Here is a 14,110-nt window from a genome sequence, read left to right on the forward strand (position 1 = left end):
AAAACGGTGACGGCAGGTTGTGTCGTCACCGCTTTTATGATTCATTTAATTCGGGTTAATTACAATTACATTTTGCCTTCGCAGATTTTCAGAGCGACTTCCGCAGCGGAAGCGGCGTCCGGTGTGTAGTAATCGGCGCCGACCTGTTTGCAGAACGCGTCGGTGACAGGCGCTCCGCCGACCATGATCTTGACCTTGTTGCGGATGCCTTCTTTTTCAGCCACTTTGACGACGTCGCCGATGGCACCCATTGTGGTGGTCAGCAGCGCGGAGCAGCAGATGATCTGGCAGTTCTGGGTCTTGGCGGCTTCGACAAAGGTCTCGGGAGCGACGTCGGTGCCGAGGTCGACGACTTCGATGCCCTGGCCTTCGATCATCATCTTGACGAGGTTCTTGCCGATGTCATGCAGGTCGCCCTTGACGGTGCCGATGCAGACTTTGCCTTTGGCCTGTACGCCCTCAGCCACCATCAGCGGCTTGAGCAGCGCGACGCCGGCGTTCATTGCACGGGCGGCGATCAGAACTTCGGGGACGTAGACTTCGTTGTTCTTGAATTTGGTGCCGATGATGGTCATACCGGCGAGCAGGCCTTTATCAAGAATTTGACCGGCCGGGATTTTCTGGTCGATGGCGCTTTGGACGAGGGCTTCGACGTCCTTCCGTTTACCCTTTTGAAGCATCTCGGAAATTTCTTCGAAAATTGTCATTGCAATTCCTCCGTGCAAATTTGTCGTTTCTATTACCGCTTGGCGGTTGTTATCATTTTATCACAATGAAAAATGAAATTTTATAAAAATATTTCGATTTATATAAATATCATCCTGTATGGATACTATTGTGAATACCGAATCGATTATTTTGTCGTCTGCTTTTCGACGAGCCGTCCGCCGCAGTATTTTTCGCGCAGTTTGGGCTTTTCGATTTTACCGGTCGGATTGCGCGGCACAACGTCGAAGATGAATTTTTTCGGTCGTTTATAACGCGGCATCTCGGCGCAGAATTCCTCGAGCTCGGTTTCGGTGCAGGTCATGCCGGGCTTGACCTCGACAATGGCGGCAGCGATTTCACCCAGCCGGTCATCCGGAAGACCGATAACAGCCACGTCTTTAAGCTTGTTATTTCGGCGCAAATAATCCTCGATTTGAACGGGGTAGAGGTTTTCTCCGCCTGTGATGATCACGTCTTTTTTACGGTCGACGAGGTAGATGAAGCCGTCCCCGTCGTATTTTGCCATATCGCCGGTCAGCAGCCAGCCGTCGCCTTTTAAAATCTCCTCGGTCGCCTTGGGGTTCTTATAATAACGCTTCATCACGCCGACGCCTTTGACTGCCAGTTCGCCGACTTTTTCGCTCTCTTTGATTTCCGTGCCCGTCTCGTCGACGATCTTGGTCTCCCACAGATATCCGGCTTTTCCGATTGCGCCGACTTTATGGATATTCTCGATACCCAAATGGACACAACCCGGTCCGAGAGATTCGGACAGCCCGTAATTGGTGTCGTAGTCGTGATGCGGGAAGACCTGCTTCCAGCGTTTGATCAGACTCGGCGGTACCGGCTGCGCGCCGACGTGCATCAGCCTCCACTGAGCGAGGTTGAAATTTTCAAGCTTGATATCGCCGCGTTCGATGCTGTCCAGGATATCCTGCACCCACGGCACCAGCAGCCAAACGATGGTCGCGTGCTCATCCGAAACCGCGCGCAAGACCCATTCCGGTTTGACGCCGCGCAGTAAAACGGCTCTCGAGCAAGCCAGCAAGCTGCCGAACCAGTGCATCTTCGCGCCGGTGTGGTAGAGCGGGGGAATGCAGAGAAACACATCTTCACGGCCTTGGCTGTGGTGGTTTTGCTCGGTCTGGCAAGAGGCCACAAGCCCCTTGTGCGTATGTAAAATCGCTTTCGGAAATCCGGTCGTTCCCGACGAGAAATAGATGGCGGCGTCGTCGTCTTCGGTCAGTTCGATCGCCGGCGCAACCGAGGAACAATAACCGGCGTATTCGTCGTAACTGTCGGCGAAACACGGCGTATCGGCACCGACATAGAACATGCGTTTGATGTCGGTCAGAGAATCGACGATCTGCTCGATCCTTCCGACGAATTCCGGCCCGAAAATCAAAGTCGTCGAGTCCGACAGATCAAGACAGTATTTGATCTCGTCCGCGGTGTAGCGGTAATTCATCGGCACCGCGAGCGCGCCCGTTTTGAGGATGCCGAAATAGATCGGCAGCCACTCGAGGCAGTTCATCAGCAAGACCGCGACTTTATCACCCTTTTTCACGCCTCTGCTCAGCAGAAGATTGGCAAACCGGTTGGCTTTGATGTCGAAATCGCGCCAGGTCATCTCGCGGCGGTATTTTCCGCCCGGCGCCGATTCGATCAGATTATATTCGCGCCAGGTCACATGCTCGGGGTGCAGGGCGGGGTTGATCTCGACCAGCGCCACCTCGGTCGGGTGCAAACGCGCGTTTCGCTCCAAAAAATCGGTGATAATCATGTCGTTTTACAGTCCTTTCAGAAAATAAATAAAATAAAACGCCCCCGTTACGGGATGCATACTTGTCAGCATGCGCCGTAATAACGGAGGGCGATCAAATTCGCGGTACCACCTCGGTTTGCGTCCGGTTCGCGCCGGACGCCTCTGCGGGTACAAAACGACGATCTGTCATTTTATATCCTGCCGCTGTAACGGGCGGGCCCGTCGCCGCCTACTCGGAAGTCCTTTCGGGGCGCGGCTCTCGGGATGTATTCAAAAGGGCTCTCCCCGCGCCTCTCACCGACCGGCAGCTCTCTTTGGGGCAGCGTACTTTTTACTTCTTCCCGGTCATGGCCGGTGCAAAAATTGTAGCATATTGTAAAACGGATGTCAAATGATTTATAAAAGTACGTTATGACTTTCATTTACTGAAGGCTTCCTGTTTTATATGCGCTTTCTTTTATATACGAGGAAAATACTCGGATTCCGTTAAATATTTATGTAAATCAGGAGAGACGATTGTCAACTGGTTAGACAATTGGCGAACCATTTAATAAAATTACTAAAAAATCCGATCATTAAGAGTTTCGTCTTAATAGGATCGGGTTTTTTAAGGTATTTTCCTGATACCGAAAATAACAGTATGTATTAGTTGTTAAACAAGTTTCTCCGGTCGATCACGCGCTTGGCTTTGCCCTCGCTTCTCGGAATCGATTTCGGGGCGACGAGCCGGACGTCGGCGTTGATGTTGAGAACCGACTGGATCTGGCTCTGCAGTTTGCGCTCAACGGCTTCGACCCGGTCAATCTTATCGGAGAACATCTCGGATGTCATTTCAACCTCGATCGAGAGTTCGTCGAGATTGCCCTTGCGGTCGACGTAGAGCATATAATGCGGCTCAACCTGACCCATCGAGAGTAAAACGCTCTCAACCTGAGACGGGAAGACGTTGACGCCGCGGATGATCAGCATGTCGTCACTTCTGCCGATGACCTTTTTCATCTTGGGAAGCGTTCTGCCGCATTCGCAGGTGCCGAAAGATAACGACGAGAGGTCGCGGGTGCGGTAGCGGATCATCGGAAGCGCTTCTTTGGTGATGCAGGTGAACACGATTTCACCGGTCTGACCTTCGGGCAGCACTTCGCCGGTCTCGGGATTGATGATCTCGGGGTAAAAATGGTCGGCGTTGACGTGCAGGCCTTCGCCGTAGTTGCAGGACATCGCGACGCCCGGTCCGATGACCTCAGAGAGGCCGTAGATGTCGTAGGCCTTGAGTCCGAGCCGCTGCTCGATCTCGTCTTTCATCAGTTCCGACCACGGCTCCGCGCCGAAGACGCCGGCCTTGAGTTTAAGCGACGAAAGCGGGATATTGTTGTCGCGGATGTAGTCGGCCAAGAACAGCGAATAAGACGGCGTGCAGCATAAAATGGTCGAACCCAAATCCTGCATCAGCTGAATCTGACGCGCGGTGTTGCCGCCGGAAGTCGGGATGGTCAGCGCGCCCAGACGCTCGCTCCCGTAATGCAGGCCCAGGCCGCCCGTGAAAAGCCCGTAGCCGTAAGAGACCTGAATGATGTCGTGTTTCGAAGCGCCGGCCATGACCAGACAGCGCGCCACGCAGTCGGCCCACATTTTGACGTCGTTTTTGGTGACGCCGACGATGATGGATTTTCCGGTCGTTCCGGACGAGGCATGGATGCGGACAATTTGATCGTTCGGGACGGCAAAGGTGCCAAAGGGATAATTGTCGCGCAGATCGGCCTTGGTCATGAACGGGAGCTTATGTAAGTCCTGCACCCCTTTGATATCGGAGGGTTTCAGGCCGCATTGATCCATTCTGTCGTGATAAAATCGTACATTATTATAGACCCGGTTCACCGTATTGCAGAGACGCTCATCCTGGAGCTTCTTCATCTCATCTGCGGACATGCATTCGTGTTTCTGGTCAAAATAACGCATTGAAAATACCACCTTTACTAAAGTATGTAAATTAATGCAGGAGAAAACCCAAAAAAGGAATGACGTTTTCCCACATTTTAATGGATTATATCACACTGTCCCGTGCTGCGCAAGCAATTTTACCCAAAATCGACAATTTATTCTGTAATTTTATGCAATTAATACGAATTTTAATTCAAATCAGTCCAAGCAGTGTCTGATCGGTGCGGTTACTCCGTCTTACCCGAATAGGGGGCTCTTCTTCCGGGACAGTTGGGCATCGGACAGAACTTGCAATTTTCGTAGTGCGATTCGAACGCATTCGATGCGCTTGAAAAATAAAAACCCGATACCGTTTTCGAGGGCAGCATCAGAAGCGAATCGGTCAGTACCACGCCGATGTCTTCGATGACGTTTCCGATCAGGTTAAATAACGGAATCTGCCCGGATAACGGCCAGTCCGCAAGCGATCCGGGACTCATATGCGAGAGGTCCTGCGCCGGAAAATAGGCCGATTTGACGGTTTTTTGCAAGTCCGCGTAACATTTGAACAGAACCAGCTTTTTCAGTTCGTCAGCCCAGAACTGTTCAAGCAGATCGGTAAATTGACGCGACCACTCTTCAATTTCGACGCCGCAAGTGGCCACATAAGGGACAATCCGATGTACCTTGTCAAGGTTTCTGCGCACCAGTTTGGAGTCAAACCGCTGTCCTCCGGCCACGACGAAACCGTCGCCCTTTTCTTCGATGGCGCTGATACAGTATATATATTTCGGACGCGCAATTCCGAGAGCCTGCGAGAGCAGTTCCGTCACGCGGATATAATCTTCGCCGCCGGGGTCGCGTTTCATATCGATCGCTTTGAGAAAATCCTCTTCGGTAACGTTGAATTTGATGTCATTGACAATGTGTTTTTCCATAGCTGTACCTCTGAATGATTATTCCAGATCGACAATGCCCGCCCTGCGGTTATAATAGATGTGTTCGAGTTTTGAATCCGAATAGACAAAAATGCCGCCCTTTTGAACGGGGAAGATGCGCCTGCTGTCAAATATCAGCTGTTCTGCCGCTTTGGCGAATTCCTGTTCGGAATAAGCCTGAATCGCATCCAACTGCGCGGTGACCGCCTCGTAAGCGCCGATCTGTGTGCAAAGGTCTTTATAAAACGCGACCGGTGTCGACTGTGTGTATTCGACCGGAATCAGCGCAGCGTCATAATCGCCGTTTTTCATCAGCGACCGGATTTTCGCACGGCTGTAATATTCCCGTGTGACAAATACGCTGATGTTTTTTTGCCATAACTGCACCAGTTCATCCGACAGTGCGCGGGCCTCTTCCTCGTCCGGCACCAAAAGGGTGATCGTGGGCAGAGACGAGAGCTTGTAATTGGCAAGGAGGGTGCTTAAGAGCCCTTTCGCCGCCTCATTATCGGAGGCGCGTGCGGATTGAGGTTTCGAGAGGAAAAAACCGGAATATGCCGCAGGCATAAGATTGGTTATTTGATTCTGCTGCTGCAACTCGCCGAATCCCCCATATGCCAGCGCAAGGCGAAGAAGCTCATCGCGGCCTGCCGTATTTACACCGACGCCGAAACTGATCGCCCAGGTCAGGTCATCGATGCGTTCCGTCTCAATACCGGAGCGGATGTCCAGTTCCCGATCGGAGATTGCCATCACGGTTTTTTTGGAATTGATGCGGGAAGCGAGTTCTTTTTCAGAGATATCGGAGCTTTTATAAAAGGTAACGGAACCGGGCAGCGTCTTTTCGGCATATTCGGCCTTTTTAAGGACGATCAGCGTATCGTTCCTGCTGTATACGGCGTAGGGACCGTTGAAAAGGGTTTTTGCTGCGGTCATGCCGTAAGAGCCGCCCGCGGCGGTAAAAAAAGCTTTGTTGCAGGGTGACAGCCAGGGTTCTGCAAAGGCATATAAAAACATCTCATCGGTATAATCCAGGCTGAAAATCAAAGTGCTTTTGTCGGGGCAGGATATTCCGGCGATCTTCGCCGCGGTCTTATTGTAAAATGCCCCGGCTCCCGTGATCGAAAACAGGACTTTTGCGTAGGAAGAGCCGGTTTCAGGTATGAGGATGCGCTCGATGGCATATTCGAAATCATAGGAGGTGACCTGAGAACCGTCCTGCCAAAACCGATCGGTGCGTAAAATAAAGGTCAGTTTTCTGCCGTCATCAGAGAAATAAAACTGCTCGGCGACGTCGGGACGGAGCATTCCGTCTTTTCCGTATTGAAGAAGACCCGAAAAGAGAAAACCGAATACAGAAGCGCCGGATTGCTGCGCCTCAAGCTGCGGATCGAGCGTATACGGAAACGCGTCCAATCCGATCGATATTTTATTTAAGGTACTTCCGCAGCCGGTCAACGGCAGCATGCAGACGGCTATAATAACCGCCAAAAAGGATATAAGCTTTTTCAATTCAGTTTAAATTTTCATACCGTATTTCAGTCAGACGGAGCCGCTGCAAACAGCCCTCGTCTTTCGCGCCGCCGCAGCAATAAGCCAAAAACATGCGGTCGGTTTCGGGATGGATCGCGCAGTAACAATAGCCCGCTTCGGGATCGTCCTCAATTAAAAACGTCTTTTCGATTTTTGTGATCTCCTGATTCACCAGCGCGCCGACCAGCGGGGTTCGTCCCCAGCCGGCTTTGGATAGGTTTCTGGTATTATAGTTCGGAATGGGATTATAGACCGCGAACAGCCTCCCGTCCGGCAGCCGTTTCATCGAAAGCGGAGAAAGCGGGGCGGTGAATATTGAAGGTTTGGGGATACTCCAGGTTTCTCCCCCGTCAAAGGAGAGCATTTCATATTGCCTTCCCAGATCCGTCCGGATCCAGCAATAAAGCCGCTCGTCCGATAGTTCAATGATACCCGGCTCCTGATAGCCGTTTTGATCGAACCTGCTTTCGGGGACACTCATACCGCCGAGATTGCTCCAGGTTTTGCCGCCGTCGTCGGAGCAGGTGAAGCGAACGGTTCCGCCGGGGTTGAAAACTCCCGCGGCCAAATCATTTTTATGCAGGGAACAGGGAACAATCAAACGTCCGCTTTTGAGCCGCACCACCCGGTCGTTGTTGGTGACGTTGTAGCCGGGTTCGGGGATACAGCACACCGGCTGATCCCATGTCTTTCCCTCATCATGACTGCGAAACAGATGCAGCCGGATATCGGAAAGGCCTTCGCCGTTGTCCCGAACGATAAAGAATAGGCCGATATCGCCGTTGTCAAGGCGAAGAAGAGATACGCTCATCACGTTTTTGGTGCCGAGTGATTTCGCGGAGAACAAAATCTCCGGTTCGCTCCATACGGAACCTTTACACCGGATCGCCGCGATATCGCAGACCGCGAAATCGCCCCAGCTCTCGCCTTTGAAACGGCTGTATGCAAATAACAACTCCCCGTTTTTTAAGCGCAGAAAAGCACCCTCGCTGTTGCGGGGGTTTCCCGCTGCGGGCGCAAGTTCGTGAATGGGAGTTCCGATTCTCTTCATTTAATACCTCTGACGGGATGCGGCGCGGGCGAGAGCCCGCGCCGCAATGATTCTGATCTGAATTATTTGTACATCGGGCCGTAGTACCCGCAGGCGCGGTAATCGGCCGATTCAAGATCGTCGGTTCCGAATGCCGACCAGGCGTGCGGGCGGAAGACCCGCTCGTCCCCGACGTTGTGCAGGGCGACCGGAATGCGCAGCATCGAAGCCAGCGTGATCAGTTCCGCGCCGACATGTCCGTAGACGCTCGCGCCGTGGTTGGCGCCCCAGTTGGCCATGACGCTGTAGACGTCCTTGAACGCGCCTTTGCCGGTCAGTTTCGGCACAAACCAGGTGGTCGGCCAGGTCGGATCGGTGCGCTTGTCGAGTTTTTCGTGGATATCGTCGGGCAGGATGGCCGAATAGCCCTCGGCAATCTGAAGCACCGGGCCGATCCCGTCGATCATGTTTGCGCGGATCATGGTCAGCGGCATCTCGGCCTGAGTGCGGAAGTGCGACGAGAATCCGCCGCCGCGGAAATATTCATAGTTGGCTCTGCACCAGTCGGTTGCTTTCAAACAGGCGTCGATGTCCTTGTCGGTCATATCCCACCACGGCTTCATGCAGCCCTCGCCCTGATCGTTCTTCGCGCAGCCGGTGCCGTCGAGCGCGGTCGCGCCCGAGTTGATCAGATGGATAAAGCCGTCCTTTGCGATGCCTTTGGGCGATTTTCCGGTTACGCGTTTGACCGCTTCCGGGCTCCAGTAGGTGCGCACGTCGGAGAAGAGCGGCGCGGTGTTTGTGACCAAATGTCCGAGCAGCATCGCAATGCCGTTCATGGTATCGTTTTCGGTCGCAAAAGTGACCGGCATGCGCGCGCCGTTCCAGTCAAAGGTGGAGTTCATGATCGCCTCGGTAAAATCGCCGTTCGGCAGCCAGTCGGTCCAGTTTCTTTGGCCCTGGAAGCCGCCCGCGATGGCGTTTTTGCCGAGCGCTTCCTCGTGCCAGCCCATCTTGCCGAGTTCGGGGTTGCCGAGCATCACATCGCGCACGATCAAGCTGAATTTGGTGATAAATTCCCAATCCTTGTCGGGTTCGACGACCTTGGATTTAGTGACGACTTCGGGCAGATTCTTGCCCGCGTTGCAATCAAAGCCCTCCGGGCAGTTCTTTTTAATCCACGCGTAAGCGCGGTCATATTCCTTATGGTCGTAAATTTCGAGTTTCATCCGGCGCAGAACTTCGGTCAGATCACACCACTCCGCGCGGATGCCGAGATATCTCTGGAAAAAATTTGCGTCGCAGTAAGAACCCGCGATGCCCATTGAGACGCCGCCGAAATTGACGTATGATTTATTTTTCATCAAACCGACTGCGATTGCGCAGCGGGCAAATTTCAATATTTTTTCTGCGACGTCGGGCGTGATGCCGGAGTTTCCGGCGTCCTGAACGTCGCGGCCGTAAATCGAAAATGCGGGCAGACCCTTTTGCGCATGCGCCGCCATGACCGCAGCCAAATAGACCGCGCCGGGGCGTTCGGTGCCGTTAAAACCCCAAACCGCTTTCACGGTGGTCGGGTCCATATCCATGGTTTCGCTGCCGTAGCACCAACAGGGGGTCACGGATAAAGTGCCGCAGACGCGTTCGTTATAAAACTTTTCGGCGCATTTGGCGGCTTCTGCGCCGCCGCCGATCGTCGTGTCGGCAATGACGCACTGAACCGAGGTTCCGTCGGGATATCTGAGATTTTCCGAGATGAGTTTGGCCGCAGCCGAAGCCATCCCCATCGTCTGTTTTTCAAGCGATTCGCGCACGCCGCCCCAGCGGCCGTCGATGACGGGACGGATGCCGATTTTGGGATATACCATAAATTATTACCTCCTCATTGGTCTCTTTTGCCTATTTTAGTACAAAGCTATTCGGCTGTCAAGACACAAGGGCGGGACTTGAAACCGTGTTTTGAGCACGCGAACCGTGAACCGGAAGGAGCCAAAACGAGCGAATTTGTGAATTTTGAGTGAAAAATTCATCCAAAAGCGTCGAAACGAGCTTGTGAAACAAGCATAATATACAAATAAATAACGTTGTATTTGTGATATATGCGCATAAACTGTACAATTTATACAAACACGAAATGGCAAGTTTGGCATTTCTCAGAGGGCTCTGACTATTCATTTTTTCGCTTGATTGTGCTAAAATAAGGTTGCATCCAGCGCTACGGCATACGCTTCGGCGCAGCTCGGGCGTATGTTATTATAGGAGGAACTGAAATGGCAACATTGTCACTGAAAAATGTCTGCAAAAAATATCCGAACAACGATAAGCTCGCTGTTACCGATTTTAATCTTGAAATTAGAGACAAAGAGTTCATCATTTTGGTCGGTCCGTCCGGCTGCGGAAAATCCACAACTCTGCGTATGGTGGCCGGTCTGGAGGAGATTTCGAGCGGCGAGTGCTACATCGACGACCGTCTTGTGAACAATGTCGCTCCGAAAGACAGAGACATCGCAATGGTCTTCCAGGATTACGCGCTGTATCCCCATATGAGTGTCTATGAGAACATGGCATTCGGTCTTCGTTTGCACGGTATCCCAAAAAAGGACATCGAGCGCCGCGTCAAAGAGGCCGCTCGTATCCTCGATATCCAAAAATTCCTCGAACGCAAACCCGCGGCTCTGTCCGGCGGTCAGCGGCAGCGTGTCGCGCTCGGCCGCGCCATCGTCCGTGAGCCGAAAGTGTTCCTGCTCGACGAACCGCTGTCCAACCTCGACGCCAAACTCAGAAACCAGATGAGAACCGAGATTTCCAAGCTGCACAACAAACTCGGCACGACCTTTATCTACGTCACCCATGACCAGGTCGAGGCCATGACCATGGCCGACCGTATCGTCGTCATGAAAGACGGCTATATCCAGCAGGTCGCCGATCCCGATACGCTTTATAATCATCCGGGCAATCTTTTCGTCGCCAGCTTCATCGGCACCCCGATGATGAACTTCCTCGAGGGCAGAGTCATCGATCTTGGCAGCTGTGTCGGATTTGAATACGGCGAGCAGAAAAAGTTCCTCTTCAAGCTCCCGCCGGAAAAATACAAAAAAGAGTTCTTCAGAAATTATTTCGGCAACACCATCATCATGGGTGTCCGCTCCGAAGATATGCACGACGAAGCCGATTACCTTGCTGAGCATCCGGATTCGATTTTCGAAGCCTTTGTCGAAGTCACCGAGCCGATGGGCTCCGAGACCTATCTGTATCTGTCCTGCGAAGGCCAGAGCATGACCGCGCGCGTCAAGCCGACCACGACCACCAAAGACGGCTCCACCATCCGCATTGCGATCGACACCAATCGCGTCCACTGCTTCGACCGCGAAGACGAGCAGATCATCATCGACTAGTCGCCATTCAACATATAAAAACAAGAGCCGCGGGCAACCACGGCTCTTGTTTGTCATTCTGAAGAGTGCACTATATGTCGAATCGAAGAATCCCGGCAAAGAAGGCATTTACATATTTGAACAAAAAAGAGATGCGGTATTCTTTGTCCGCAGCTCTGTGTTTTAATCACCTTTTTTCTTTTTTACCAAACACACAATCGAAACAACCAGCGGAATCAATACGGAGGCGGCTGTCAGGAGGATGATGCGCAAAACCATATCGTTGAAAAACTGCTCGGGGAACATATTGATCATGACGCTGGTGTAGGGATCGAGCATCCACAGGTCGTTATGGAAAAACAGCAGGTGAAAATTCACCCAGAGCGAATTGAAGTCGATCAAAGCCCAAATTCCCGCCGCAATCAAAATCACAAAGAAAATCGCCGCGCCCTCGATATAGCGTCTTGCGAAGAAGCGAAGCCGGTTCTCGCGTACGATAAAAACCGCAGCCGCAAAGATCAGCGGACTGGCGACCAGACAGACGGTTTTATAAACGTTCCAGCCGCCGAACAGCGCCGCCACATCAACCATATGCGCCTTTTCGCGGTCGTTAAAGACCTCACGTTGAACGCCGTCGATAGTTGCGTTTACAACCATATCGTCCCGGTTTCCTTTGATATAATCAATCAGGGTAACGGTAGATTTCATCAAATCATCGTGAGACATTCCGAGGTCGGCAGCGGTGTTGAGCTCGGCGTATTCTTTGTTATAAAATCCGGTATTCAATCCGACGCCGCAGACAACCGTGTACATCGCGGCGATAATCAGAAAGAAAAACGCAAGTGTGCAGAGAATCGAAATCGCTTTTTTCATAATCACTGTTTCCCCGTAGAGCCGAAACCGCCTGCGCCGCGTTCGGAATCGTCAAGTTCTTCAGCCTCGATAAAGACGGCGCGGTCGACCGGCATCAGCGCCATCTGGGCAAGACGCTCGCCCGGCATAACCGTGTATGGTGTATCGGAGAGATTGGAAAGTCCCACGCGGATTTCGCCCCGGTAGTCACTGTCAATCACACCGACGCTGTTGCTGAGCGTGACGCCGTGTTTGTTGCCGTGTCCGCTGCGCGCAAACACAAATAATCCGTAACCGCTTTCCGTGATCTGAGCGGAGATTCCGGTCGGGAACAAAAACCGTTTGCCCGGTTCGAGCACATAGGGCTCGGCGATATCGGCAAACAAATCCGCCGCACTCGAGCCGTCGGTGGCGTATACAGGCAGTTTCGCAGTTTGCGTGAGACGTCTTATTTTTACTTTGATTTGCATTTTATTCATTCCCTAAATATATCAATTCCCGCCGCGGCGGCACCGAACCTTTTAACTATTCACGATTACTTATTACTTCATTGCAACAGTCGCTCCTACGATTTGATAAAGATTATGGATTTCCATTTCTCGCTTTTCAGCCAACTCGACGGTGCTTGCGGTTCCCCCGGGCGTGCCGTCGAAGTAAGCGATCAAAAGAGAAGAATTGTCAATCATATAACGGTTGCGGGCATGCATGCATCCTCGCACATAATTCGGTGAAAGACAGGTCACAAGGTCGGCGCGTTCGATGATGTATCGATAAGCGGCTTTGTCGGCTTCGCTCCAACGGTCGGCCTGACCGGCATGGGGCAGGGCGAGCTCTAAAAATACGTTCGGATATTCCCATTTTGCTTTGAGCACAGCCCTTGCGCATATCAGGTCAAAGCCCCGGCTCATACCGCAGATAAAACGTTGATGGCCGCCGCGGATACAGACGGCCAATTCCCGGTTCAGCGCTTCGGCAATCAGAGGGAGTTTTTCCTTTTGAAGTTTGTCCGGGCGGTGGCCGGTGAAACAGGCGGTGACTGCTTTGTAATCGCCGGTCATTTGAGGTATTTTGAACAAAGTTCGAGGTCTTCCTCGGTGTTGATTCCGATGATCTGGACATCATCGCGGATGGTATGCGTTGTGACCGGAAACCCGCGTTTTTGCAAAATCGCCGGAACGTCGGTCAGGTAATATTCTTTTTGGGCGTTGTCGGAACGCAGTTCTCCGAGCGCTGAAAAAAGCTGTTTGGCGTCAAAGACATAAATGCTCGGGTTGAGTTCTTTAATCAATTTTTGTTCCGGTGTGCAATCCTTCTCCTCTGCCACACCCGCAAATTTTCCGTTTTCGTCGCGAACGATGCGCCCGTAAGGGAGCTTTTGTTCGCTAATCGCGGTCAAAATGACGCAGCCGCCGTTTTTCTTTTGCAGTGCGAACATATCAAGCAGGGTCTGCTGTTTGAACATCGGCATATCACCGAGCATAATCAAAACCGGGCCGTCGTAACCTTCAAAAGACTTTTCGCATACCTTAACCGCATGTCCGGTTCCGAGCTGCTCCTCCTGGATGACAAAGTTATAACCGCTGAAGGCCTCAAGAACTTTTTCGCGTTTATAACCGATTACGACGGTGATATTCTTTTTATGGAGAAAGCCGAGAGATTTTAAAACATAACTTAAGATCGGTTTTCCGCATAACGGCTTCATGGCTTTTGGAAAGTCGTCGCCTTCACGCAAAAGTCGGGTGCCCTTTCCGGCGGCGAGCACGATTGCTCTCATGTCTTCGATCTCCTTTTACTTTGTGAATTGCGCATATTTTTCGAACCCGTACAGCGCGGAAACGTCGCTTTGCGGCGCGATCACAGCAATCACGAGTTCTTTATCAACCGGTAAAAGGGCTGCGGCCGCTGCCGCGGTATCGGCGGTCATTGCTGCGGCGGCGTTTTTGCGCGGTGATGCGGGGGCGTTCAACACCGCGACATAACCGGCAAGCCCGTT

Annotated in this window: 13 protein-coding genes and 1 other annotated feature; of the genes, 1 reads left to right on the forward strand and 12 read right to left on the reverse strand. The window is 52.2% G+C overall.

From position 1 onward, the window contains the following. Positions 1–65: 65 nt before the first annotated feature. The 7 genes from PKH29_02395 to PKH29_02425 form a co-directional block, all read right to left on the reverse strand. Positions 66–707, reverse strand: coding sequence for a corrinoid protein (locus PKH29_02395; GenBank protein HNX13684.1), 642 nt, complete (start codon positions 705–707; stop codon positions 66–68). Positions 708–853: 146 nt separating this feature from the next. Beyond that, positions 854–2,491 (reverse strand): class I adenylate-forming enzyme family protein, encoded by a 1,638-nt coding sequence (locus PKH29_02400; GenBank protein HNX13685.1) that lies wholly within the window; start codon positions 2,489–2,491, stop codon positions 854–856. Between the two features lie 83 nt (positions 2,492–2,574). After that, positions 2,575–2,831, reverse strand: a binding site (T-box leader). Between the two features lie 287 nt (positions 2,832–3,118). Beyond that, the gene (locus PKH29_02405; protein HNX13686.1) at positions 3,119–4,429 is read right to left on the reverse strand and encodes a phenylacetate--CoA ligase; all 1,311 of its coding nucleotides are present in this window, start codon (positions 4,427–4,429) and stop codon (positions 3,119–3,121) included. A gap of 209 nt (positions 4,430–4,638) precedes the next feature. Beyond that, entirely contained in the window at positions 4,639–5,328 is a 690-nt protein-coding gene (locus tag PKH29_02410; protein HNX13687.1) for a vitamin B12 dependent-methionine synthase activation domain-containing protein, read from the reverse strand. Between the two features lie 18 nt (positions 5,329–5,346). Then, a complete protein-coding gene (locus PKH29_02415) occupies positions 5,347–6,819 on the reverse strand; it encodes an ABC transporter substrate-binding protein (protein ID HNX13688.1) in 1,473 nt (490 codons plus the stop codon). Between the two features lie 22 nt (positions 6,820–6,841). Next, positions 6,842–7,912, reverse strand: a complete 1,071-nt coding sequence (locus PKH29_02420; GenBank protein HNX13689.1) for a sialidase family protein — start codon at positions 7,910–7,912, stop codon at positions 6,842–6,844. Positions 7,913–7,974: 62 nt separating this feature from the next. Next, entirely contained in the window at positions 7,975–9,759 is a 1,785-nt protein-coding gene (locus PKH29_02425; GenBank protein ID HNX13690.1) for an L-fucose isomerase, read from the reverse strand. 402 nt (positions 9,760–10,161) lie between these two features. Here PKH29_02425 and ugpC point away from each other — a divergent pair, with 402 nt between their 5' ends. Next, positions 10,162–11,286 carry a sn-glycerol-3-phosphate ABC transporter ATP-binding protein UgpC gene (gene ugpC / locus PKH29_02430; protein ID HNX13691.1) on the forward strand — a complete coding sequence of 375 codons (1,125 nt, stop codon included), beginning with the start codon at positions 10,162–10,164 and terminating at the stop codon, positions 11,284–11,286. A gap of 162 nt (positions 11,287–11,448) precedes the next feature. Here the strand turns inward: ugpC and PKH29_02435 are convergent, their stop codons facing one another. The 5 genes from PKH29_02435 to PKH29_02455 form a co-directional block, all read right to left on the reverse strand. After that, positions 11,449–12,138 (reverse strand): TIGR01906 family membrane protein, encoded by a 690-nt coding sequence (locus tag PKH29_02435; GenBank protein HNX13692.1) that lies wholly within the window; start codon positions 12,136–12,138, stop codon positions 11,449–11,451. A gap of 2 nt (positions 12,139–12,140) precedes the next feature. Continuing rightward, entirely contained in the window at positions 12,141–12,587 is a 447-nt protein-coding gene (dut, locus tag PKH29_02440; GenBank protein HNX13693.1) for a dUTP diphosphatase, read from the reverse strand. A 72-nt stretch (positions 12,588–12,659) separates the two neighbouring features. Next, positions 12,660–13,193 (reverse strand): SLOG family protein, encoded by a 534-nt coding sequence (locus PKH29_02445; protein ID HNX13694.1) that lies wholly within the window; start codon positions 13,191–13,193, stop codon positions 12,660–12,662. Beyond that, positions 13,172–13,891 carry an NTP transferase domain-containing protein gene (locus tag PKH29_02450; GenBank protein HNX13695.1) on the reverse strand — a complete coding sequence of 240 codons (720 nt, stop codon included), beginning with the start codon at positions 13,889–13,891 and terminating at the stop codon, positions 13,172–13,174. Before PKH29_02450 ends, PKH29_02445 begins: the two co-directional genes overlap by 22 nt. A 15-nt stretch (positions 13,892–13,906) precedes the next feature. Beyond that, positions 13,907–14,110 (reverse strand): hypothetical protein (locus PKH29_02455; GenBank protein HNX13696.1); only part of this gene is annotated, 204 nt, incomplete at its 5' end.

Source organism: Oscillospiraceae bacterium (assembly GCA_035353335.1).
Lineage (GTDB): Bacteria > Bacillota > Clostridia > Oscillospirales > JAKOTC01 > DAOPZJ01.

What these genes read in the sequence shown, in the direction of transcription:
- PKH29_02400 (HNX13685.1), bottom strand. Translation starts at nt 2,491, where the DNA reads ATGATTATCACCGATTTTTTGGAGCGAAACGCGCGTTTGCACCCGACC.
- PKH29_02420 (HNX13689.1), bottom strand. Translation starts at nt 7,912, where the DNA reads ATGAAGAGAATCGGAACTCCCATTCACGAACTTGCGCCCGCAGCGGGA.
- dut (HNX13693.1), bottom strand. Translation starts at nt 12,587, where the DNA reads ATGCAAATCAAAGTAAAAATAAGACGTCTCACGCAAACTGCGAAACTG.
- PKH29_02395 (HNX13684.1), bottom strand. Translation starts at nt 707, where the DNA reads ATGACAATTTTCGAAGAAATTTCCGAGATGCTTCAAAAGGGTAAACGG.
- PKH29_02425 (HNX13690.1), bottom strand. Translation starts at nt 9,759, where the DNA reads ATGGTATATCCCAAAATCGGCATCCGTCCCGTCATCGACGGCCGCTGG.
- PKH29_02450 (HNX13695.1), bottom strand. Translation starts at nt 13,891, where the DNA reads ATGAGAGCAATCGTGCTCGCCGCCGGAAAGGGCACCCGACTTTTGCGT.
- ugpC (HNX13691.1), top strand. Translation starts at nt 10,162, where the DNA reads ATGGCAACATTGTCACTGAAAAATGTCTGCAAAAAATATCCGAACAAC.
- PKH29_02405 (HNX13686.1), bottom strand. Translation starts at nt 4,429, where the DNA reads ATGCGTTATTTTGACCAGAAACACGAATGCATGTCCGCAGATGAGATG.
- PKH29_02410 (HNX13687.1), bottom strand. Translation starts at nt 5,328, where the DNA reads ATGGAAAAACACATTGTCAATGACATCAAATTCAACGTTACCGAAGAG.
- PKH29_02435 (HNX13692.1), bottom strand. Translation starts at nt 12,138, where the DNA reads ATGAAAAAAGCGATTTCGATTCTCTGCACACTTGCGTTTTTCTTTCTG.